This is a genomic window from Pseudomonas sp. S36, from assembly GCF_016647875.1.
Classification (GTDB): domain Bacteria; phylum Pseudomonadota; class Gammaproteobacteria; order Pseudomonadales; family Pseudomonadaceae; genus Aquipseudomonas; species Aquipseudomonas parafulva.
Map to the genome: position 1 here is coordinate 120424 of NZ_JACVVG010000006.1, position 20958 is coordinate 141381.

The following is a 20958-nucleotide window of genomic DNA, read 5'->3' on the forward strand; positions in this document are numbered from 1 at the left end:
TCAGGGCAGGCGGCGGCTCTCAGGGACACTGTTTATACATACAGACCTGCCAGCCTGGCAAGTGCCGCGGGTCGGGCCAGACACGCTAGCGACTGTCTGCGGCCCTCGCCAAACGCTCTACAGCCGCCTGTAGTTCCACCGGGTCGTCGCCCAGCCACCCCAGCGCCAGATAATGCCGATAGCGGCCTTGCAGGCTGAACTCCGCCCCAGGCATTGCATACAGCTCAGACCCTGCCACGGCAGCCATCACACGGCCCCACTGCGGTGCCCGGCGCAGGCGTACCCAGAGCAGCAGGCCACCCTGGGGTGGGTGCACAGCGGCACTTGGGCCGAACTGCAGTTCCAGCATACGCGACAGGGTTTGTGCACGCCGCAGCAGGCCCGTGCGCACCTGAAGCCACTGGGCGTCGACCTCACCTTTGCCGAGCATGCAGGCGAGTGCCAGCAGCCGCAGCGGCGCCAGCCGGTAGGCACGCTCGATGAAGGTCTGTTCCAGTACCTCGGCAGGGCCCAGCACATATGCGTAGGGCACCTCGGACCCCAATGCGGCCTCGAATCCCCCCAACACCAGCAACCAGCGCGGCTCTACCCAATCGCGCAACCGGGTGGTTGGCGGCCCGGCGTGGCACAGGTCGCTGTCCAGATCGTTTTCCAACACCCATAACGGGTGCTGTGACAGCAGGTGACCGATCTGTTGCTGGCAGGCGGTAGCTACCAACCGGCCCTGGGGCATGCCCAGGCAGGAAGGCATGACCACCATGCCCACAGGTTCGCTGTCGAGCAGGCCGGCCAGTGCGCGCAGGTTCGGGCTGCCACGGCCATCCACGGGCACTTCGAGTACGCGTAAACCGGCGTTGGTCAGGGCCCGCAATACCTGCCTGCAACACGGGGACTGCACCAGTACCGTGGCACCCTCCAGGGCCAGCGCCTTGAGCAATGTATCCAGCAGTGCCGTCACGTCCGGCGCCAACTGCACGTCACCCGCGCGCCAGTAGCGGCTGCACGAGCGTGTGTAGCGCTCGGCCAGCACCAGGCGCAGGCGGGCACTGGCCGGGTCTGCCCAAGGGCCCGAGGTGCTCGCTTTCTGCCGGGCCAGCCGCCGCTCATGGTTCAACAGGCTGCCCTGCAACACCGGCCGCAGCGGCAAGGGTGGATGGCCAGGCGTGGTCGCTGGCAATTGGCTGGGGCCACTGTGCACGAAGTAGCCCGACCGTGGCAGGCACTGCACGCGGCCCTCTTCTTCGAGCAGGTTGTAGGCATGCTGCACGGTTGCCAGGGATACCTGCAGCCTGCTCGACAGGGTACGTAACGAGGGCAACCGACAGGTGCCCGCGGCCAGGGCCTGGCCGATCAATGCTTCCAGGTACCTGCGCACCTTGCGGTAAGCGAACTCCCGGGGCATGTCGCCCTGCATCAGGTGAGCTCCGCCAAGCTGCGCGGTCGGTTTGGCAGGCGCCGGGGTAACAGCCTCAGGTGGATGTCACGGCGTGCCAGGTTACTGAGTACGCGCCAGGCTGAAAGCGGCAGCCGCCCTTCGTATATCCACTCCAGTTGCCCCAGTTGCAAGCCGCTGATGTTCACCAGCCAGGCCTTCACTGCCTCTGGGCAGGGTTTGCCCTGCAGGGCCCTGTGCAGGTAGGGCAGCGCCACCAGCATGTCGGTATGGCGACACTGCAAAAAACGCTCGAGGTTCTTGCCTTGCCTGGCAAAGGGGTTGAAGCACAGGCACGTCAGTTGGCCATGGTCGATACCATAGGCCTTGCCCACCTGCAGGCTTTGCGAGTCTCGCCGTTTGCCCTCCGCTGCCGGGCACGCCAGGCGCAACGCCGGGCGGCCGGGCTGCGGTTCCTGGCTGCGGGCGCGCAGTTCGTGCAGCTGTGCCAACGCCACAGGGTCTACAAATGCCCCGAAAGGCCAGGCATCCCTGGCCGTTTCGTCGATGGAGCCGAGCATCACGTCAAGCTTCTGGCCCTCCAGTAACTGCTCCAGAAAATCGTCCATGGGCATCACCCGCACCGATACTGCTTCGGTGGTGGCTTGGGGTTCAGGTACCGCGTGGGCCGCCGTCGGTGCCTGCGCGGCGTTACCCAGGCGGATGAGCGCCTGGGTCAGTGCCCCCAGGCAATGGTGCGTTTCATGAACCCCTCGCTCGCCCGCCAGCAGCAGGCTACGCCGCGCCCAGGCCAGAAACCGTCGCCGCTGGCGAGCGGCAATCGCAGTGACCAGTACATCCGCACTGGCCTGTGATTGCAGGGCAGCACCCACTGCCATCGCCACCTCCAGGTGAAGGCGGCTACCCAGCAAGGCCTCTGGCCTGGCGTCGATCAAATGCCCAAACACCAGCATGGCATCCTTGGCAACGGTTGAGGCCGGTGGCTGTGACACGCCGACGCTGCTGAACGGCACCACCCCTCGCCCCTCCATCATCTGCAACTGAACCCGTGGGTCATCCTGCATGAACAGCGCACTGAAGTTTCGCTCATGACAAGACCTCAACGGTTCGCCCGCCGCCGGCAAGCTGACCACCAGCACCCGCAGCTGGAACGTCAGCGGCCCGCGCAGGGCGATGCTCAATTGCGCAGCGCGGAGCATAGCCAGCAACCGGATACTGCGCCGGTCACTGCCGTGCAGTACCAACAAACGAAAGGTGCCGATATATTCTGCGCCCCCCGCAGCCACTAACAACCGCTGTATCAACAACTGCAAGGCCGCGCGCTGGGCTTGCGACATATGGTTCAACAAACGTTCCAGCACTTGCTGGTAGATATAGTGCATCGCCTGGTCGTGAATAGCAGTCACGGTATCACCTCATCAACTTCATGCGGCCAGCCCTGCCGAACACACTTTTATTGTTCCGGCACGCTGCGGGGTCCCCCCGCGAGGGGTACGGCAAATCGGTCAGGGCACACGCCCCATCACTGTCGCCATACCATCGAGAACACCGCAATACGGCGCCGCTTCACTGCTGCACATCCCCCTGGACCAGGCCTGGCCATGTTCATCACTCGCTCCTTGCGCAAACTATCATTAGGCCATTATCGAGGTACGGAAAACGAATTGAAGATACAGATAGGGGTAAAAAAAGCAGTCAGCAAAGATGAATAGACAGCTTGATGAGTCGACCGAGATAGTTCAAGCGAGGATAGTTGGCGAGATATTGCTAACAGCTGGTTAGTCAATCTATGGAATGTAGTCCAACACTGTTCTAGTTGTAGGAATGTTCTTTTTTTTAAATAAATGATCGTATGCTATCCCCCACAAAAAACCCGGGGCCAGCCCGGGTTCGTGGATGAACGGCAGTGCGCTCAAGGTTGCGACAAATCAAGCACCACACGCCCACCACATGGGCATTGGTCCATGTACCGGTGCGCCTCCACCACCTGCTCGAAGGGGTACACCTTGATGATTTGCGGGGTCAGCAACTGATCGGCGGTGAATTGGTTGATATCGCGCAGTGCGCGGTGCAGTGCCACTTGGTCCTGGGCAATGCCAAGCTCGGGTTTGCCGGTAAAATTGCCGATGCAATGCACATGGAACTGAATGTTTTTCTGGAACGCTGCGCAAGCTGGGAACGGCGTCTGGTTACCGCCTTGCAGGCCATACAGCACAAGGCTGCCACGCGGGGCGAGCACGTCGCCCAGCAACGACATCTGTGGCCCGCCAAGGCCGTCGAGCACCATGTCCACGCCGCGCCCGTCGGTGTACTTGCCCACCTGCATCACCAGGTCCTGCTCTTCGGTGACGATCACCTTGTCCGCCCCCAGGCCCAGCAGGTATTCACGCTGCTCGGCATCTTTGGTAGCCGCGAACACCTTGAGCCCCAGCGCCTTGCCCAATTGAACGAAGGCCGGCCCTGCACAGTGGCTGGCATCAGTCACCAATGCCGTCTGCCCTGCCTTGGCGCGGGCCAGGTCGACATAGGCAAAATAGGCGATGAGCAACGGCGTGTAGTGCACGCTCGCTTCGATGGGGCTGAGTACATCCGGGTAACGGGTGATCGCCGAGCGCGGCAGCACGATGACGTCGCCGTATACCGGGTGGTCGTTGGCACTGGTGGCCGGGAAGCTGGCCACCCGATCGCCAACAGCGATATCGTCAATGCCCTCCCCGACCGCCGTCACCACGCCGGCCATCTCATGACCGATGCCGGCAGGCAGCCGTGCACGCGACGATGCCAGGTTCTGGCGCCAGAGCACGTCATACCAGCTGATACCTACCGCTTCAACGCGGACCTGCACCTCACCGGCGGCGGGCGTCGGCTCGGCCTGCTCCTCGCAACGGAGCACGTCGGCAGCGCCGAACTTGTGGAAACGGATCATGCGGGACATCGCATACCTCGCCTGTGTGAAACGCTAATTACCATTGACTCTATCCGGGCTTTAGCGGTTAGGCCATCAGTGGTCATTAATAGTCGACATGCCTGTCATCGATTGGGCACCTGACTTTCCCTGGCATTGGCCACCTAAACGGGTGCAGGTTACCAGCCTTTGGCCTTAAGATTCACCCCTGCCCCCATTCAGGCGAAGCGCACCGATGAATCGAAACGACCTCCGTCGCGTAGACCTCAACCTGTTGATCGTGTTCGAAACGCTGATGCACGAACGTAGCGTCACCCGTGCTGCCGAAAAGCTGTTCCTCGGCCAGCCGGCCATCAGCGCGGCGCTCGCACGCCTGCGCAACCTGTTCGACGACCCGCTGTTCGTGCGCACGGGCCGCAGTATGGAGCCCTCTGCCCGCGCCAACGAAATCTTCGCCCTGCTGTCCCCCGCGCTAGACTCCATCTCCACCGCCGTCAGCCGCGCCGCCGAGTTCGACCCCGCCACCAGCAACGCGGTATTCCGCATCGGCCTGTCGGACGACGCCGAGTTCGGCCTGCTGCCGCCATTGTTGAAACGCGTCCGTGCCGAGGCGCCGGGGATTGTGCTGGTAGTGCGGCGGGTCAACTACCTGCTGATGCCCACCCTGCTGGCCTCTGGCGAGATCTCGGTAGGTGTGAGTTACACCAGCGAACTGCCTGCCAACGCCAAACGCAAGGTATTGCGCCGCAGCAGGCCAAAACTGCTGAGGGCCGACAGCGTGCCAGGCAGCATCACGCTGGACGACTTCTGCGCCCGCCCCCATGCGCTGGTGTCGTTTGCAGGTGACCTGTCGGGGTTTATCGATGAAGCCCTGCAGGAGCTTGGGCGCAAGCGCCACGTGGTGTTGGCAGTGCCGCAGTTCAACGGCCTGGGCAGTTTGCTGGCAGGTACCGACATCGTCGCCACGGTGCCGGACTACACGGCGGACGCCCTGACGGCCGCCGGCGGGCTGCGCGCCGAGGACCTGCCGTTGGAGGTGCGGAGTTTTGAACTGCATATGGCGTGGCGGGGGGCGCAGGATAATGACCCGGCGGAGCGGTGGTTGCGGTCGCGGATACAGATGTTTTTTGGGGATCCTGACAGTCTTTGAATTGCACGTTGTAGTGCATCAACTGATGCCGGACGCGATGTTAAGTTTTGTGTCGGACTCGGTTGGCGGCAGCTGCCGTTGAACTGATTTAGCCTGATCCAAATGCAGTGATGCATTAGATAATAGCTGACGTTGCTACGACCGATTAAATCCGCCGAGCAGAACGACGAATGGTGCCTGTGCCGGTACTTCATGCATGGGAGGCCTTCGAGGCGGTCTGCGATAGTCCGCGGGCCAAGCTGTCGACCGTGTTCAACTACACAGCAAACTCAGTGGTCAAGGCCATGATGATTTACACCTCGTCTTGGGACACGATCCAACGTCTAGCTTCATGCTGCAGCGCAATGCATACCGCCACGTTGAGTGTCACGAACTCGTCCCAGCTGTAATGCTGGGCAAAACGCTGCGCGTACAGACGATCCACTCGGCAGATGTCAGGGCGCTCCTCGTAAATGCCGCACCCCTTCTGCACCGCGTCGTAATGCTTGCACGTGCCATCGCCACGATCCAGGTCGCGGGTTTCGGCAGACTGGTCAACACGCTGGCAGCACAAGCCGCATTGGTTGCAGGGGAACAGGGAACGCTGTGAAACCATCGTGGACATGCAGACCTTTCAGCACCTTGAAGCGACTGGGTTAGCAAAGAAATTGCCCGCGCCAGGCGTGGGCATGGCTGCTTGGGGCATGGATCTGCGCCTGAACGCAATCAAGCTTCAGGTGCATCCAGGCCGGCTTTCTTGCCGTTGGCGACTAGGGTGACGTCTTTGATGCGTTTTTCGGTGGCCAGCACCAGGTTGCCGTCGGTATCCAGGATCGGGGTATCGATCATGGCCTTGAGCAGTTGCGCGAACTTGACCGAACCGAACACCGCGCTCTTGCTTTGGTCGGAGTAGGCGCGGAAGTCGACACCCTGCTGCTCGATGACGGTTTTCAGCTCGCTCACTGCGCGGCGCAGTTGCGAACTGACGTTGGAGAAGGTGTTGTTGGCCAGTGTGGTGACTTGGGCGATGGCGCTCAGCTTGTCGGTCAGCAGCTTAGCTTCGTCGCGGATGGTGCGCGCCTGCTCCATGTTGCTGCGCGCCTTGTTGAGCGCCTCTTCGCCCTTGTTGCCCAACACGTGGCCGAAGATGGCTAGCGCAGGGCCAGCAACGATGCCACCGAGCACCATCATGCCACCCGCCATGCCGTAGCCGCCGGCAGCCAGCGAACCGCCGCCCAGCCAGGCCAGCGTGGCGTTGGTCGCGGCCACGCCACCCAGCGAAGAAATCGCCGTGCCGGTGCTGGCGGTGGCCAGTAGCATGGTGCCGTTGTAGGCACCGAAGGCCAGCGCCGCGCCACCGCTCAGGCCAGCGCCCAGGCCCAGGCCGGCGTCCTGCAGCGCTTTGTAGTCCTTACGCAGGCCGGTCAGGGTCTTGCTGGAGAAGTCGCCCGCATTGAGCTTGTCCAGCTCAGGGCTTTGCAACAATTCGACGTTCTTGATGCGCTCGAAGGTGGTGATGAAATCGGCGACCACACCATTGAATGCGCGCAGCTTGCGCTGGCCGTAGTCTTCCAGGGTGCTGTTGGTGGTCTTGCGCTGCTCTTCGATTTGCTCATTGGCCTTGTTGACAAGGGTGCGGGCGTCTTCGTTGAGGTCGCTGGCATTACTGTGGTCGATGGCGCCGCTGACGCCTTTGACTGCACCGTAGATGCCGGCAATGGCGGCGGCACCGATAAGCAGGGGAAGTGGCATGATGTGGTCCTTACTCAAGTACGATGGAGAGGGTTTTGTTGACTTCCTTGTTCAGCACTTCCGCGCGTTCCAGGAGGTCGTCGAAGATGTAGTCTTCAAGCTTGTGGTGCTGTTGAAACTCTTTGAGCAGCGCCCATTCGATGCTGGAAATATTGCCGTCGCGCAGGGCCACCAGCAGCAATTCGAACAGCATCACTTTCGGCACGGAGGGTTGATCGGCATTCTTGTCCTTGAGCAATTCCTTGAGTACGGTCTTGGCCGCCTGAGCACGGGATTCCGGGCGCTCTGCCTGGGTGATCGGGAACTTCTTGGTCACCTCGACAAGGCGTGTGCCGATGTCACTGGTGGCCAGGAACATGCGCAGGGCCGGTGATACCGAAGACGAAATGCCGGCAGCCTGTTCCAGATCTGCGATCAGCTCGCGCTCGTGCTCGCCCTCCTCGATTGTCAGCTCTTTGAGATCGGTGTCGGACGTGAGCTCAGCGGAGGTCTTGCCATCCCACAGCAGCGGTTTGTCGGAAAGCGCCAGCAGCTTTGCCAGGTCGACCAGGTGTTTTTTGTCCGGCATGGACAGGAGTTTGATCAGCATGAACGGGGTGTCCTTGTTCCTTGGGGGGAATGCTTCAGGTAAGCAATCGGCTTACAGGACCAGCGGGCTGTCGCTGTCCATGAAGTTGTCGAACTCGTCCTGGGTCTGGAACTGCAGCTTCTTGCCCAGCAACGTGGCGTACGTGTTGATTGCCGCGACAACGTCGTCGGCACTGACGCTGCCGATGGCGTTGATCATGGAGAACAGCTGTTGTGTTTCCTTCTGCAGTTGTGGGATTTCGCGGTGGGTGAAGTCATCCAGAGCCGCCTGCTCTGCAGCAATGCGCTCGCGGGCAGCGCTCTGGATCGCACGGGTGCGCTCCAACTGGGCCCGGGAAAGCTCTGCACCGCGGGCAACGTCCAGGGCAGCCTGGTAGAACAGCGAAGACAGGCTGTAGCCGATCATGCCGCCCACGGCCGCGCCGACAAAGGGGATGGGAATGGCGACCTGGCCGACGGCCGCCATCATGCTGCTGGCAAGCATGCCCGAGCCTTTTTCGCCGACTTCGGCGAGCAACTGCGCTTCGCTGATTTCGCCCGTGACATAGCGTTTGATCGAGCTGCCCAGCGACAGGCAGACGTTCACCGCCATGGCCGGTACGTTGGTGTTGGCCAGGTTGCGCAGGGTCACGTTGCTCGACTGCTGCATGCCGCCTTTGAGCGCCGCGCCAAAAAACGCAGTGCCGTAGCCTAGCGCGCCCGCCTTGGCGGTGTCGGTGGCCAGTGCCAACGCGGCATCGGCGACGTCCTGCTTGCCCTGGGCCACTGCGAACACATTCTGCAAGGCAGAAATACTGGCGCCGACCATCGCACCGTACTTGGCACCCTCCACGCCCGCGCGGTGGCTGGTGAGGGCAATATCCATGGCCGTGGCCAGCTCGGGGTACTCACGGTAGAAAATGGCGTCCTCGGTGGTCAGCCCGCTGTCCTTTACGTTGTCGGCCAACTGCTCATAGTTGTCGGCGTCACGGCGCAGCTTGGCAGCGACCTCGGGCTTGCCTGCCGCGTCGACCTTGGCAGCCTGCTCGCGCAGGACCAGCGCCTTTTCACGGCAATGGGCCTCTGCGCCTTCGAACTGCTCAGACGGCAGTTCGAGCTTGACCCCACGGTAGCGGGAGAACTTGCCGTTCTCGCTGGCGATGTCGTCGAGCAACTGGTCACGGTTGCCCACGAACTTCATCTGTGACTGCGTACCTTCGATGATCTGCCCATCGAGGATCTGCACACGGTCCACCACGTTGTGGTTCCTGCCGTACTGAGTCAAGTCGTCACTGCGCGAGGTACGCACTTTCGAGCCGCTGATGATGGCCTCGGCGTTGTCACGGCTGGTGGTGGCCACTTCCGCCGAGTAGCCGGCCTGTTGCTTGATATTCTGCTTGGCGTACAGCGGGTCGTCGTTGACTTTGTGCCCGGCGATATCGGCCAGGCCCTTGGCGAAGCGCTGCCCGGTTTCATTATCGACGCCGGTGAAGCCTTTGATGTACTCGGCGTTGGCACTACCGAAGCGGCTGACGGTTTCGCTGGTGGAAAGCGCCGTCACGCTCTGGATGATGTCGCGCTGGATCTCGTCAAGGTTGTTCGATTCATGTGCAGTGGACGGCTTGGACAAATCAGGCTTCATAGTTGGTTTTCCTGGCAGCCGAGGGTGTGGTTGGCAATGGAAGAAGGTTCAGCCAGCGGCTGCGCATACAGCGCCTGCGCTTCCGCAAGCCGGGCTCGGATGGCTTGGGCCCAGCTGTGCGGCGCCTGCAGGCGAACGTTTTCGCCCAGCCCGAACAACCACCACAGCGTCTCCAGGTCGTCAGGCACGGTGGCGCGCAAGCGCTGCCACTCGGAGCCCTGCAGCGGTTCCAGGCACTGATCAGGAGCCAGCGGCGTTTCGCTCAACAGCCAAGCAATCTGCGGGGACACGTCGGCGATCAATTCGACGCGCGCGACCGGCCCTAGACTATTGAACCCGCCACCCTGGACGTAATCGTCAATATCGAAGCCATGTGCCGATTGCGCCGCAGCGTCCAGGCACGTGACCTGCAGGATGCGATGCAACGCGAACTGGCGTGCGTCGCTGTAACCGTCGACCATGGCAATCAGATAGCTGATGGAGTGACGCGCGACGATACCCACCGGGTGCAGGCGCAGCGTCTTGAGCTGGCCTTTGCTGCGGCTGAGGTACTGCACGTGCAGCTGGCGCCTGTCGAGCAGCGCGTCGGCGACGTGCGACCAGATGGCGGGGTCCACTTCGGCAGGCTGCAGCGCCTTGCCGTTGGGCATCGCGCGCACGCAGTCGGTCCACTGCGCCAGGTGGTTATGCTGCAGCGCCTTGAGCTGGCGGTGTGCTAGTTCGAAGTGCGGCATCAGAAGCTTCATCACACTGGGCGGCATCAGTTTGCCCAGGTGGCTCTGGGCCAGGACGAACGCCAGCGCTGTGGGCGTGTCCAGTGCCGGGTAGTCGAAATACGGGGTGTTACTGGGGAAGCTCCATCGGTAGGGCTTGCGGCTTTCATCGCAGAGCAATGGGAAGTCCAGCGCCAAACGTCCTGCCAGGTCGCGTTGCAGCGTGCGGGGATCGAAGTCGAAACGTTCACGCTTGAGGCGCTCGAACAATTCGCTCGTTGTGATGCTTTTCGGCTCGCGGGGGATGAGCCGCAGCAAGGCCAGATGCCTGAATAGCCTGTCTTTGGGATCTGACATGCAACCGTGCTCGATCAACCTTGATAATAGTTCGCTGGTGTCATATACCCGGCGAATGGTCCTTTGATGGCTTTTTAGCACTATCCGGAATTTACCGCTAGTAGCAGAAAGCCATACATACAAATGTCCGGCGCCGGGTTACGCAGTACTGCGCTCACGCTCGCGTTCCAGCTCGCGCTTGAGGTCGTCGACTGTCTGGCTTTTTGTCATCAACAACACGCCAACAACCAGGCCGATGGCGAAGCAGGTCAGTTCCTTCATGTGGGTTCCTTGAGCTGGATGGGACGGAGGCCATCCTGAATCAAGGCAGCGACATTCTGTGTCGCTGCGTGCATGGTTTTTTACCGCAGAGCCAGTTCAGCGCCGCGTACCGGTGAGCAATGTCATATTGACATCACTTTGGAGCCAGGTCGAATTGCTGAAATTCCGATCAATCGAAGCCGCCCTGCGGCGGCTTCATCGATCGCGTCCCTGGAAGTGATGTAACTCATCTTGCGGTGCTATTGAGCGTCCTCCCCGCCTATGCTTGTCCAGCTGAAAACCAAGATTGACCGAGTAAGGATTATTCCTTACCATCTAATCAATCCATCCGGGAGAACACTCATGCCTGCCATCCACGAAATCGCCACGTTGACCTCGAAGGGACAGGTCACACTGCCCAAATCCATTCGCCAGCTTTTGGGCATTGACACTGGTGGCAAGATCGCATTCGACGTGCGCAGGGGTGAAATCGTGGTCAGCCGTGTAGAAACCACCCATGAAGACCCTGCCATCGGTGCGTTCCTGGGTTTGCTGGAGGCTGATATCCGAGGCGGCCGCAACCTCACCACTCTGCCGGAAGACTTGGCGCAAACCATGCTCGCCAACGCAAACCACTGCGTAAACCTGGACGAAGATATCGATGGTGAGGTCGCGATCTGATGCTGCGACATGGCTGGACACTGTTGTTCCATGAAGGTGTGACGTTACAGCTACGCAAATTGCAAGAAGCCGCAGCCCGAGCCGAGCAGAATGATCCGCAAGGTTTTGAGAGCAACGCCAACGTCAAGCTGTTTCGGGCGCTGAGCCATCTGATCATGGAGGCTGTGCCTGCCGATCCGGGCCGTGATGAGTTCCGCCAAGGCAATACGCTGGGCACCGCCTACAGACATTGGCGCCGTGCAAAAATCGGCAGGCGCTTTCGGCTGTTCTTTCGCTACGACTCAAGGTCCAAGGTCATCGTTTACGCATGGGTCAACGACGAAAACGCCCTACGCTCCGCAGGCAGCAAATCCGATCCTTACGCCGTATTCGAGTAGATGCTGGGCCGCGGCAACCCTCCTGATGACTGGGATGCGCTGACTGCTGCGACGCGCAGCGACTGGGACGAGACCAAGGCATAAATTGCGCGAGAGGGTGAGGGATTGCACCTTTGAAACCGATCCCTCCTTGTTGCGTCCTGCTGTTGAAAGGGGTACATCTGCGGGTACAAATCCAATTTTCCATTCATAACCATTTGATTTATATGAATGTCCAAATGTTTTTTGGCGACCCGGATAGTCTTTGAGCTTCGTCGGGCAGGCTGTTTAGCTGATCATTTCTGCCTTTATAGGCCATGGAGATTCATCCACTTCCAGTGGCAAGATTGTATTCCACGTACGCAGGGGGAAATCATGGTCAGCTGCTTAGAAACCATCCACGAGGCCCCTGCCATCGGTGCGTTCCTGTGTTTGCTGGAGGCTGATATCCGAAGCGGCCGCAACCTCACCACTGTGCTGGAAGACTTGACCCAAACCCTGCTCGCCAACGCAGAGCACTCCGTAAACCTGGACGAAGATATCGACGGTGAGGTCGCGATCTGATGCTGCAGTCTGGCTGGACACTGTTGTTATGCAGGGCACCGCCTACCGACGCTGGCGCCGCGCAAAATAGACCGGCGCTTCTGGCTGCTCTATTGCTACGACTCAACGCCTAGGGAAACCCGAATCGGCAACGGATATTCCGCGCCTGACCCTTCTGGATCGTCCTGAACACGCGCTGCCGTGCACAGGATTAAGACTGTGGGCGTCTCACACGCCGATTGAAAAAATATTATACAAACCCGCCCCGCTCCCCAAAGATCCATGGGCCGCCCTCGTCAGCGGAACTTCCCTGGTTCTTCGAGCAGGCCCCTCTCATGGCAAGATTTAAAACCACGCTATTGGCGTTCCATTTCCTGACCGTCGCAGGCCTATTCATGCCCTCACTGACTGCCCACGCCAACGTGACTGGCTCAACCGCAGCGCCGCTTGCGCAAGACGCCATCTACCAACTGCGCATCTACGAAATCTTCGAAGACAATAAGGTTGCGTTTCATGAAAGATTTCGTGATCACGCCATGCGCATCATGGCCCGTCATGGGTTCGACATCATCTCGCTGTGGGAAGCCAGGACCGACCAGCGTACCGAGTTTGTCTACCTGATCAGATGGCCGGATACCGAGAGGATGCGCCAGGGTTGGGCAAACCTGATGGCTGACCGGGAATGGTCTGCCATCAAGGAAAAAAGCGCCGCGGAGCACGGCGCAATGGTGGGCCAGATTCAGGAAAAGGTGATGGTGTTGACCGACTATTCACGGATACCTGCCGCCCTGCCTCGGCCTTGAAGCATGTGCGACTACAGTTCCTTGAAACGGTGGCGCGGCCTTCCAGGCACCTGCAACCGGATGCTGTAGATATTGCCCGCTGCCGGATAGTCTGCGTGCTCGTCCGCCGACATGCCGAATTTGGCGGTGGTAATGAACAGGGTACGCATATCCGGTCCGCCAAAGCAGCAACTGGTGGGCCGTGGCACCGGCACTGCCAAGGTCTGCAGGAGGGCGCCATTGCGGTCATATTGCAGCAGGCAGCCTCCGTTGAACTGGCAAACCCACAGGTTATCCTCGATATCCAGCGCCAGGCCGTCGGGTCGGCCCAGTTTCTCCGGTGTCCGGGCGAATACCGATACCTGTTGCAAGTAGTTGCCGTTCGCCAGGTAAGGAGCGCGGTAGAGCGTGCGGGCCACCGAGTCGACGAAAAACAACGCGTCGCCCCCACTGGCCCATGCCAGTCCGTTGGGCAGGCTGATACTGTCCAGAATCACCGAGGCGTTCAGGCCGGCGTCGTAGCGATAGAGCTTGCCCGTATTGCTGCTGTGACCTTCATCCATCAAGCCGGTGATGAAGCGGCCCTGCGGGTCGCACGCACCATCATTGAAACGATAGGACGACAGCGTAATGGCCAGCTTTGAGTTCTGGGTGACCCGCAGGCTGGTGCGGTCCAAGATGGCAACCCCGGCATTCTGGGTGAAAATCAGGTTGCCCTTTTCAGTCAATGCCAAGGCACCAATGCGCGCAGGCGAGTCATACAGGCGCGTCAGTTGCCCGTGCAGGTCCAGGGCATTGATCTGGCCGCCACTGATGTCGACAAAGAGCAGGCACTGATGGGTTTCATCCCAGACCGGGCTTTCACCCAGATCGGCCTGGCACGGTGAAAATAGTTTGAGCTCTTCCTGAGCAGGCATATTCAACGCTCCTTGATGTGGCCCCAAAGCTGGGCAACCTGTTCAGCACTGGCGGCCTTCACTCGGGCCAGATCGACCGGGTAATCGACCCCCGGGTTTTCGACAAACCGCGTCGCCGTAAACTGGCCATTGCTGGCACGCAGGACATAACCGGAGTCCTGGCACTGCTGCGACGCCAGGAACACCACGCCAGGGGTCACCCATTCAGGCTTGAGGTTCTCCGGTTCGCCCGTCACGCCCCACATGCGGGTCTTGGCCACTGGGGACACCGCATTGACGAGAATGCCGGCTTCCGTACCCTCAATGCTTAGCGCATTCATGATGCCCAGTTGTGCCATCTTGCCAGCGGCATACGCCACCAGGCCCGGTTGGGCATACTGCTGGTACATCGCGCGGTCGGATGACGTCAGCACGACCCGTGCGGCAGCAGACTGCTTGAGGTGTTTCCAGGCGTGTTTGCATAACCACACGGGGGTATAGATATTGATGTCCACCGCGCGGCCGATGAATGTTGCATCAGCCTCTTCAATCGCTTGATAACCGACCCAGCCGGCGTTGTGAATCAGGATATCGAGTTGGCCAAATGCGTCGATGGCCGTTGCCACCAATTGCTCGCAACCCTGCTCACTGGACAAGTCCCCATGATGGCCCACCACGTTGAAACCTTTGTCCCTGAGGGCTCTCGCAGCCTCCATGGCGATGGAACTATCGCCCCCGGCGCCCAGCTTATCTGCGCCGATATCACTGATCACCACATTAGCGCCCAGCGTGGCCAATGCGTGCGCATAACTTAAACCGAGCCCTCGGCCAGCGCCCGTTACAACGGCGGTCTTTCCTGTAAAATTCATTGGCTGTTTCCTCTTGAGTGCCGCCTCACCTTAACAATGAACAGCCACGCTGTTTAATACTAACGGCGGCGCACGTTGATACCTGGCTCATATCAAGTTGATGTTCAATCCGAATGATCCCTTGATGATGATTCAGCTGAAGGCTCTTCCTAACACTACGCCACGGCATTCGGACCTGCCCGACAGCCCTTGCAATTTTTGGATCCGAAGTTCAACTTAGCCCTGTGTATGCTTTAGGCGAGCGCCCATTTACCGGTGACATTGCCGCACCCGCCCACAGATCAGTTCAAATGAAGGAACAGAAGAAATGATCGAAACCCGCCTGCTACGCCAATTCATCGCCGTGGCTGAAGAGCTGCATTTCCACAAGGCCGCCATTCGCCTGCACATGGCCCAGCCGCCGTTGAGCCAAGCCATCAATCGGCTGGAAGACAAACTGGGATTCAGCCTGTTCACGCGCAATAAACGCGGGGTCAAGCTGACTCCCGCTGGCGGTGCATTCCTGAATGCGGCCTATAGCACGTTGAAAGAGTTGGAACTGGGCATCGAACACGCACGCCAGGTGTCCGAGGGCATTGCCGGCAAACTCACGGTGACGGCGGTGTCCATCGCCTACTACGAGTCACTGCTCAGTACCCTGCGCCAGTTCCGCGAGACCTACCCCAAAGTCCAGTTGATCATCAGGGAAATGCCTTCTTCCAGCCAGGCCAAGGCGATTCTGTCGGGAGAAGCAGATATTGCCTTCATGCGCAAGTTGCCGATCTCGGCGGAAAACGTCGAGTCACGCCTGTTGCTGGACGAGGAGATCATGATGGCGCTGCCCGCCCACCACCCCAAGGCAAAAGAAGATCAGATCGATTTGAGGGATTTCGCCGGGGAAGACTTTGTATTCACCCCCGAAGCTCTGGGCACCGGCTATCACAGTCAGCTGATCGCCTTGTGTGAGGCCGCCGGTTTCTACCCCAAGGTGGTGCAGGAGGCCGCGCAGATCCATACCTTGATCGGCTTGGTGGCTTGCGGTTTCGGCGTTGCCCTGGTACCCGAGTCGATTGCCAACTCAATCATGCGTGACAAGGTATTGTTCCGCCGGATCTACCCCGTGACCGCCTCCCCCAACCCGGCCATCGGCCTGTACATGAGCTGGAACATCCACAACGAATCACCGTTGATGGACAGCTTCATTTCCATGCTCGACTTCAAGGCCGCTCCCCGGGTCGAGGGGATGCTCTCCGCTCAAGTGAGTTAGAGCGCCAGCTGGTAATCCTGGAGCCACGCGGCTAGGGACAAGGCGGTTTCGAGGTTATTGCGCTTGAGCTGGGAGTTGAAATCACCCACAGGCTGCTCAAGCTCGCGACGCAAGTGCGTGCGATCAATAATCTGGAAGACCGGGTTGCCGGCCTGTTGCAACAGCACTTTGGTCTGGGCGCGCAGGAACTGTTCATACGCGAGGTTGGCAGACGTCGGGTATGGACTTTTCTTGCGCTGTAGCACGGCGTCAGGCACCAGGTCGGCACAGGCCTGCTTGAGCAACCACTTTTCCACCCCGTCTTTGCCTTTGATGCGCCACGGTACGTTGTAGATGTATTGCACCAGTTCATGGTCGGTGAACGGCACACGCACTTCGAGACTGGCGTACATGCTCAGGCGGTCCTTGCGGTCCAGCAGGATCGGCAGCCAGCGATGCAGGTGCATGTGGCAGACTTCGCGCATCCTGCGCTCCTCAGGACTGTCGCCCTGCAGATGCTCGACGCTGTCGACGGCCTGGCCGTAACTGCTGCGTTGGTATTCGGCGAAATCACAAAGTTTGTTGAAGTCCGGGTTGATCATCTCCGGCTGCAGCAGCTGCATGCGTGAAAGCCAGGGGAAGCGCTGGGCTTCAAGCGCCTGGGGATCGCGAAACCATGCATAGCCACCAAATACCTCATCCGCCGCTTCACCGGAAATGGCCACGGTGGAGTGCTCGCGAATAGCCTTGAACAGCAAATGCAATGAGGTGTCCACGTCGCCGAACGTCTGGGCCGAATCGTTGGCCCTGAACACCGACTGCCGTGCCCCCTCGCTCACCAATTCCTGATTGTCGATCAGGATGGTCTGGTGATGGCTGCCGATCGCTTCGGCGGCCGCCAGCGCGAAGGGCTGGTCGCGGTCCGGACGGAAATTATCGGCACGGAACTGCTCCGCCTGCCCGACAAAGTCGACCGAAAACGAATTGACCACACCGCCGTGTTCGGCTTGCAGCTTCTTCTGCGCCATGGCCGTGAGAACGGTCGAGTCCAGGCCGCCGGAGAGCAAGGAACAGACCGGCACGTCGGCATATAGTTGCTCGCCCAGGGCCCGTTCAAGCAAGGCCCGGGTTTTCTCGACGGTCTGCGCTTCGGTATCGGCGTGCTCGTGACGCTCCACCGCCCAATAGCGCCGTACGCTCGGTGCGCGCCCTGCCAGCAATTGCAGGCGATGGCCAGGCGGCAATTCACGAATGCCCTTGAAGGCGGTCTGCGCGGTCGCTTTGCACAGGGATAACGCATCCACCAGCCCCACGATGTCCAGCGCTCGCTGGAACTGCGGGTGAGCGAGAATGGCCTTGGGTTCCGAGGCGAACAACAAGCCTGCGTCCAGCGCTGCATAATACAGTGGCTTGACCCCCAGGCGATCGCGCAGCAGCAGGAAACGTCCTTCGCGCTCGTCGAAAATAGCCAGCGCAAACATGCCGGTGAGATGCTCGACGCACTGCTCGCCCCACTCCAAGTAGGCGTGCAACACCACTTCCGTATCGCTACGGGTGGTGAAGTGGTGCCCGGCCTTTTGCAAACGCTCACGCAGCGGGACGTAGTTATAGACCTCGCCGGTGTACACCATCGCCACCGTGGCGCCGCCTGCGGTGGTGAATGTCATCGGTTGTGCACCACCGCTCAAGTCAATGATTGCCAACCGGCGGTGCCCAAGCAATGCGTGCTGGCCCTGCCAGATTCCCTCGGCATCCGGGCCGCGTCGTGCGAGGCTGGCGGTCATTTTCTGCACCAGCGGACGTTGATCGTTGAGGTCTCGCGTGAAGTCGACCCAGCCTGTAATTCCACACATGTCAGAGAATCCTTATTGGTCGGTTACAGCCGCAGGTAAGGGGCCACGCAGTGCTTCAAGGCGTTTCGCCAAGTCAATCAATTGCAGCTCGCTGTCGCGCCGTCCCATGATCTGCAGAGCCAGGGGGGCCTTGCCGTCAACACTGAGCCTGATCGGCAAGGTTATCGCCGGCAGGCCGCTGAAGCTGGCTAACGGGGTAAATCCGATTTTCTGTGGATAGTCCGGATCGGCCGGTGACGGGATGGTCGAGTCGCCCGGCAGCGGCCGACGCACGTCAAAAGGCCGGCACGGATCGATGGGAAACACCACCACATCCACACCTGCGTCTTCAAAACACTGGTCGATGCCAGCCCGCACCGTTTGCATGCGCGCAATTATCTGCCCGTACTCGGTATCGCTCACGGCGGCGCCCACATCCAGTGCGGCTTGGGTCGACCAGTGCAGGTCCGTATCGAAGACCTCGCGCCAAACCTGGGAGGCCAACCAGGCGTCCCGCGCACATAACTGCCAGGCCGACCCACGACTGGCCCACAGCGCTGGCAATTGCACGGGCACCTGAGGCAGACCCAAGTCAGCCAGCAGGCTTTTCGCCTGTTGCATCATGGCGAGCATCGGCGCGCTGGTGATGCCCTCGTCAATGTGGCTCAGTACGCCAACCCGGTAGGTATCGGCCAGTGGCCTTTGCTCGCCTAAATGTTGCTCGAGCCCCAGCATGGGCATAAGAAAGTCCAGATCATCGGCGGTACGCGTGACCCAACCCAGAGCGTCCATGGAGGGTGACAACGGGAACACGCCATCCAGGTTGGAAGCCTTGTGTGTCATGCGCAGGCCGACCATGCCGCAATGGGCTGCCGGCCAACGCACGGATCCCAGCACGTCGGTTCCCAGGGAGATGTCACACAACCCTGCAGCCACGGCTACCGCCGAGCCGGTGCTGGAGCCTGAAGGGTCAATGCTCGGGTACAACGGGTTACGCGCCCCGCAGCCAAAACCGATGTTGAGTTCGGTGGTGGCGACCTTGAACAGGACGCGCACGTCGGGATGCAACGACCTCAAGGCGCTGGCAGAGACATCCGGGTAGTGCCGGTAACTGCGCAACCCCAGGCGTGTCGGCAGGCCGGCCACATCGACGGTGTCTTTGACCCCCATGCGGAACAGGGCACTGTCGTCAATCACACTCGAGACCAGGCAACGGTATTGGCTATCCGCCGAGCCTGCCCACTGGTTGTACTGCCCGGCCCATTGCTGCCGCAGCCGGGGTTGCTCCAGTTGCAAACGGTGGCGCTGGCGTAACGGTAACCGGAGAAAGTCCGGCATAGCCTCGGCGTGTTCACGTTGGCTGGCGTGGCCTGACAGGTAAGCAGTAATGCTCTGTTCTGCAGTACGGATGCTCATGACTCACGACTCCCTGTTTACTGAATAGCCCATGCCTGCGGTTTGCCGCTGGCTGACAACGGCACCTGTTCGACGTGGCGAATGCGCACCGGCTTGGGAAAATGCCCTCCCAGGCGCTCGATTGCCTGGGCGATGATCGCCGCGCTGAGCGTGGGCGAACTGAATACGATTTCGTAGGCCTCGCCGCGTACCTCATCGCGCAGGGGCACGCATGCCAAGTGCTGGCATTGGGTCACCGCACTGAGGTCTGCGCGCAAGACGCCCAGATCCTGGCGCACGCCATTGATTTTTATCAGCTGGCTGGCACGCCCCAACCAATGGAACTGCCCATGCCCCACCGCAATAATCCAGTCATCGCTCTGGTGACTTGGCGCAGCCACTTCATCCTCGACGGCCCTGGCGATTCGCGGGCTCGACACTCTGAGGCGTGACTCCACACCCACCGGGCTGAGCAACGAGACATCCTCGAACACCGTCCAGGGCATAGACGTTTCACTGACAGGGCGATGGGCAATGGCGCCGGTTTCGGTCGAACCCAGCAGTTCGATGAACGTCACCCCGGGCCCGGCAAAACGATTGACCACCCCGTACGCCTTGGACGGCAAAGCCGAGGCGCTGTGCAGTACCAATACCGGCACCTGCGGCGCCAGGCGCTTGAGCAGCGACGCGAGCAGTGTCCAGGTGCTGGCAATGCAGAGGATCACTGTGGGCCCTCTGACTTGCAGGTCTGGCAGTTGGAATGTCTCCAGAGAGCAGCATTGCAACCTGGCCTGTGTCACCTCGGCTCCTATCTGACCCAGGATCATGCCGTAGCTGTGCTCCGTGGGGGCGAACGCCAGGATGTCGGTCACACCGGTGGCCCATGTACCGAGGATCATCCGCGCTTCCTGCTCCATCTGTCGCCGGGTGCGACTCCACTGGCGCGGCGCCTGGGTTGAGCCGGAGGTACGAAATACGTGCTCCACGCTCATCGCCTAAAGCGCCTGCAACGTGGCTGTGTCTTCCAGACGCTCGGTGACGAACTGCTCCATCTTTTCCAGGGTTTCGAACCAGTAGCGAACGTCATCACCCACGTAGTCCACCTCGATGCCAAAGCGCTCCTCTATGGTCGTCACCACTTCTACGGCCATCAGGCTATCGAAGCGCTCGCCAATGAAGTCGCGAAAACTCTGGTCGGCGCCAATGGTCCGGACTTCAGGCCCAAGCAAGGCTTCCAGGGCTGAACGAATAGCGTCTTTTACAGTGTTGGAATTGGTCATGTTGTTAACCTTTTGTGCCAGCGTTCGTGAGTGTTTCACCCGTGGCGTAAAACACATTTTCAGTGAAAACATCTTCGTACTGCAGATAAAAGAATGAACCGGCAAACTGCGTGGAAAAAAAATCGAACAGTTGCGTGGCGAAGTCCTTACGGAAAAACTGATCACGGCTGGCAGCAATCGACGCACGGATAAAAAACACTTGACTGCGCGTGCTCTCGCCATTGTTGATTGGCATCGGTAGTCCGGCGCTGAATAGACTGCCTTCGTCCAACGCACTGAAAATCACCATACAGTGCGACGGATCCAGGCCATGCCCCTTGAGTTCGCGAGCCACTTTCAAGGCGATTTTCTTTTTGTCACTTATTCCAAGAAACCCGGAGCGAATGTTGATCGTCGGCACA

At 60.2% G+C, this 20958-nt stretch carries 21 protein-coding genes and 1 pseudogene; 6 read left to right on the top strand and 16 right to left on the bottom strand.

The window, feature by feature from the left end; translation table 11 throughout:
- Positions 1 to 85 precede the first annotated feature (85 nt).
- The 3 genes from IAE36_RS05275 to IAE36_RS05285 form a co-directional block, all read right to left on the bottom strand.
- Positions 86 to 1414, bottom strand: a complete 1329-nt coding sequence (locus IAE36_RS05275) for an aminotransferase class I/II-fold pyridoxal phosphate-dependent enzyme (RefSeq protein ID WP_201210825.1) — start codon at positions 1412 to 1414, stop codon at positions 86 to 88.
- Positions 1414 to 2799 carry a hypothetical protein gene (locus tag IAE36_RS05280; protein ID WP_201210827.1) on the bottom strand — a complete coding sequence of 462 codons (1386 nt, stop codon included), beginning with the start codon at positions 2797 to 2799 and terminating at the stop codon, positions 1414 to 1416. Before IAE36_RS05280 ends, IAE36_RS05275 begins: the two co-directional genes overlap by 1 nt.
- A gap of 506 nt (positions 2800 to 3305) precedes the next feature.
- Positions 3306 to 4328, bottom strand: coding sequence for a zinc-dependent alcohol dehydrogenase family protein (locus IAE36_RS05285; RefSeq protein WP_201210829.1), 1023 nt, complete (start codon positions 4326 to 4328; stop codon positions 3306 to 3308).
- A 205-nt stretch (positions 4329 to 4533) separates the two neighbouring features.
- Here IAE36_RS05285 and IAE36_RS05290 point away from each other — a divergent pair, with 205 nt between their 5' ends.
- A complete protein-coding gene (locus IAE36_RS05290; RefSeq protein ID WP_236408609.1) occupies positions 4534 to 5448 on the top strand; it encodes a LysR family transcriptional regulator in 915 nt (304 codons plus the stop codon).
- 292 nt (positions 5449 to 5740) lie between these two features.
- On the opposite strand, the gene IAE36_RS05295 is transcribed toward IAE36_RS05290, so the two are convergent.
- The 6 genes from IAE36_RS05295 to IAE36_RS23830 form a co-directional block, all read right to left on the bottom strand.
- On the bottom strand, positions 5741 to 6052 hold the full coding sequence (locus IAE36_RS05295; protein ID WP_236408611.1) for a YkgJ family cysteine cluster protein: 312 nt from the start codon (positions 6050 to 6052) through the stop codon (positions 5741 to 5743).
- A 101-nt stretch (positions 6053 to 6153) separates the two neighbouring features.
- The gene (locus IAE36_RS05300) at positions 6154 to 7179 is read right to left on the bottom strand and encodes a hypothetical protein (protein WP_201210830.1); all 1026 of its coding nucleotides are present in this window, start codon (positions 7177 to 7179) and stop codon (positions 6154 to 6156) included.
- 10 nt (positions 7180 to 7189) lie between these two features.
- Complete coding sequence (locus tag IAE36_RS05305; RefSeq protein ID WP_060481902.1) at positions 7190 to 7768, bottom strand: hypothetical protein; 579 nt, start codon at positions 7766 to 7768, stop codon at positions 7190 to 7192.
- Between the two features lie 51 nt (positions 7769 to 7819).
- Positions 7820 to 9388 carry a hypothetical protein gene (locus tag IAE36_RS05310; RefSeq protein WP_201210832.1) on the bottom strand — a complete coding sequence of 523 codons (1569 nt, stop codon included), beginning with the start codon at positions 9386 to 9388 and terminating at the stop codon, positions 7820 to 7822.
- Positions 9385 to 10458, bottom strand: a complete 1074-nt coding sequence (locus IAE36_RS05315; RefSeq protein WP_201210834.1) for a helix-turn-helix transcriptional regulator — start codon at positions 10456 to 10458, stop codon at positions 9385 to 9387. The genes IAE36_RS05310 and IAE36_RS05315 overlap by 4 nt, the downstream gene beginning before the upstream one ends.
- A 138-nt stretch (positions 10459 to 10596) precedes the next feature.
- The gene (locus tag IAE36_RS23830) at positions 10597 to 10719 is read right to left on the bottom strand and encodes a hypothetical protein (RefSeq protein ID WP_268933042.1); all 123 of its coding nucleotides are present in this window, start codon (positions 10717 to 10719) and stop codon (positions 10597 to 10599) included.
- 342 nt (positions 10720 to 11061) lie between these two features.
- Between IAE36_RS23830 and IAE36_RS05320 the strand changes: the two genes are divergently transcribed.
- The 4 genes and pseudogenes from IAE36_RS05320 (at position 11062) to IAE36_RS05335 (ending at position 13081) form a co-directional block, all read left to right on the top strand.
- Complete coding sequence (locus IAE36_RS05320) at positions 11062 to 11379, top strand: type II toxin-antitoxin system PrlF family antitoxin (RefSeq protein WP_201210842.1); 318 nt, start codon at positions 11062 to 11064, stop codon at positions 11377 to 11379.
- Positions 11379 to 11840, top strand: a pseudogene (locus IAE36_RS05325) (type II toxin-antitoxin system YhaV family toxin). The gene IAE36_RS05320 and the pseudogene IAE36_RS05325 overlap by 1 nt, the downstream one beginning before the upstream one ends.
- A gap of 270 nt (positions 11841 to 12110) precedes the next feature.
- The gene (locus IAE36_RS05330) at positions 12111 to 12299 is read left to right on the top strand and encodes a hypothetical protein (RefSeq protein WP_236408613.1); all 189 of its coding nucleotides are present in this window, start codon (positions 12111 to 12113) and stop codon (positions 12297 to 12299) included.
- Between the two features lie 314 nt (positions 12300 to 12613).
- Positions 12614 to 13081 carry an NIPSNAP family protein gene (locus IAE36_RS05335; RefSeq protein WP_236408615.1) on the top strand — a complete coding sequence of 156 codons (468 nt, stop codon included), beginning with the start codon at positions 12614 to 12616 and terminating at the stop codon, positions 13079 to 13081.
- A gap of 11 nt (positions 13082 to 13092) precedes the next feature.
- Here IAE36_RS05335 and IAE36_RS05340 read toward each other — a convergent pair whose 3' ends face one another.
- Together IAE36_RS05340 and IAE36_RS05345 are read right to left on the bottom strand one after the other, a co-directional pair.
- Positions 13093 to 13977, bottom strand: coding sequence for an SMP-30/gluconolactonase/LRE family protein (locus tag IAE36_RS05340; RefSeq protein WP_201210844.1), 885 nt, complete (start codon positions 13975 to 13977; stop codon positions 13093 to 13095).
- A 2-nt stretch (positions 13978 to 13979) separates the two neighbouring features.
- On the bottom strand, positions 13980 to 14825 hold the full coding sequence (locus IAE36_RS05345; protein ID WP_028634249.1) for an SDR family NAD(P)-dependent oxidoreductase: 846 nt from the start codon (positions 14823 to 14825) through the stop codon (positions 13980 to 13982).
- Positions 14826 to 15132: 307 nt separating this feature from the next.
- Between IAE36_RS05345 and IAE36_RS05350 the strand changes: the two genes are divergently transcribed.
- Positions 15133 to 16071, top strand: coding sequence for a LysR family transcriptional regulator (locus IAE36_RS05350; protein WP_201210846.1), 939 nt, complete (start codon positions 15133 to 15135; stop codon positions 16069 to 16071).
- Here the strand turns inward: IAE36_RS05350 and asnB are convergent.
- The 5 genes from asnB to IAE36_RS05375 are packed head-to-tail and all read right to left on the bottom strand — an operon-like array spanning position 16068 to position 20957.
- Complete coding sequence (gene asnB / locus IAE36_RS05355) at positions 16068 to 17903, bottom strand: asparagine synthase (glutamine-hydrolyzing) (RefSeq protein WP_201210848.1); 1836 nt, start codon at positions 17901 to 17903, stop codon at positions 16068 to 16070. The two genes, IAE36_RS05350 and asnB, sit on opposite strands and share 4 nt — an antisense overlap.
- Positions 17904 to 17915: 12 nt before the next feature.
- A complete protein-coding gene (locus IAE36_RS05360) occupies positions 17916 to 19298 on the bottom strand; it encodes an amidase family protein (RefSeq protein WP_201210850.1) in 1383 nt (460 codons plus the stop codon).
- A 17-nt stretch (positions 19299 to 19315) separates the two neighbouring features.
- The gene (locus IAE36_RS05365) at positions 19316 to 20269 is read right to left on the bottom strand and encodes an acyl-CoA synthetase (RefSeq protein ID WP_201210852.1); all 954 of its coding nucleotides are present in this window, start codon (positions 20267 to 20269) and stop codon (positions 19316 to 19318) included.
- Between the two features lie 3 nt (positions 20270 to 20272).
- Positions 20273 to 20557, bottom strand: coding sequence for an acyl carrier protein (locus tag IAE36_RS05370; protein ID WP_201210854.1), 285 nt, complete (start codon positions 20555 to 20557; stop codon positions 20273 to 20275).
- Between the two features lie 4 nt (positions 20558 to 20561).
- Positions 20562 to 20957 (bottom strand): hypothetical protein, encoded by a 396-nt coding sequence (locus tag IAE36_RS05375; RefSeq protein ID WP_201210856.1) that lies wholly within the window; start codon positions 20955 to 20957, stop codon positions 20562 to 20564.
- Between the last annotated feature and the right edge of the window lies 1 nt (position 20958).

Bases quoted from the DNA above. Each gene is read 5' to 3' on its own strand.
- IAE36_RS05275 (WP_201210825.1), bottom strand. From the start codon at position 1,414: ATGCAGGGCGACATGCCCCGGGAGTTCGCTTACCGCAAGGTGCGCAGG.
- IAE36_RS05285 (WP_201210829.1), bottom strand. From the start codon at position 4,328: ATGTCCCGCATGATCCGTTTCCACAAGTTCGGCGCTGCCGACGTGCTC.
- IAE36_RS05290 (WP_236408609.1), top strand. From the start codon at position 4,534: ATGAATCGAAACGACCTCCGTCGCGTAGACCTCAACCTGTTGATCGTG.
- IAE36_RS05295 (WP_236408611.1), bottom strand. From the start codon at position 6,052: ATGTCCACGATGGTTTCACAGCGTTCCCTGTTCCCCTGCAACCAATGC.
- IAE36_RS05300 (WP_201210830.1), bottom strand. From the start codon at position 7,179: ATGCCACTTCCCCTGCTTATCGGTGCCGCCGCCATTGCCGGCATCTAC.
- IAE36_RS05305 (WP_060481902.1), bottom strand. From the start codon at position 7,768: ATGCTGATCAAACTCCTGTCCATGCCGGACAAAAAACACCTGGTCGAC.
- IAE36_RS05310 (WP_201210832.1), bottom strand. From the start codon at position 9,388: ATGAAGCCTGATTTGTCCAAGCCGTCCACTGCACATGAATCGAACAAC.
- IAE36_RS05315 (WP_201210834.1), bottom strand. From the start codon at position 10,458: ATGTCAGATCCCAAAGACAGGCTATTCAGGCATCTGGCCTTGCTGCGG.
- IAE36_RS23830 (WP_268933042.1), bottom strand. From the start codon at position 10,719: ATGAAGGAACTGACCTGCTTCGCCATCGGCCTGGTTGTTGGCGTGTTG.
- IAE36_RS05320 (WP_201210842.1), top strand. From the start codon at position 11,062: ATGCCTGCCATCCACGAAATCGCCACGTTGACCTCGAAGGGACAGGTC.
- IAE36_RS05330 (WP_236408613.1), top strand. From the start codon at position 12,111: ATGGTCAGCTGCTTAGAAACCATCCACGAGGCCCCTGCCATCGGTGCG.
- IAE36_RS05335 (WP_236408615.1), top strand. From the start codon at position 12,614: ATGGCAAGATTTAAAACCACGCTATTGGCGTTCCATTTCCTGACCGTC.
- IAE36_RS05340 (WP_201210844.1), bottom strand. From the start codon at position 13,977: ATGCCTGCTCAGGAAGAGCTCAAACTATTTTCACCGTGCCAGGCCGAT.
- IAE36_RS05345 (WP_028634249.1), bottom strand. From the start codon at position 14,825: ATGAATTTTACAGGAAAGACCGCCGTTGTAACGGGCGCTGGCCGAGGG.
- IAE36_RS05350 (WP_201210846.1), top strand. From the start codon at position 15,133: ATGATCGAAACCCGCCTGCTACGCCAATTCATCGCCGTGGCTGAAGAG.
- asnB (WP_201210848.1), bottom strand. From the start codon at position 17,903: ATGTGTGGAATTACAGGCTGGGTCGACTTCACGCGAGACCTCAACGAT.
- IAE36_RS05360 (WP_201210850.1), bottom strand. From the start codon at position 19,298: ATGAGCATCCGTACTGCAGAACAGAGCATTACTGCTTACCTGTCAGGC.
- IAE36_RS05365 (WP_201210852.1), bottom strand. From the start codon at position 20,269: ATGAGCGTGGAGCACGTATTTCGTACCTCCGGCTCAACCCAGGCGCCG.
- IAE36_RS05370 (WP_201210854.1), bottom strand. From the start codon at position 20,557: ATGACCAATTCCAACACTGTAAAAGACGCTATTCGTTCAGCCCTGGAA.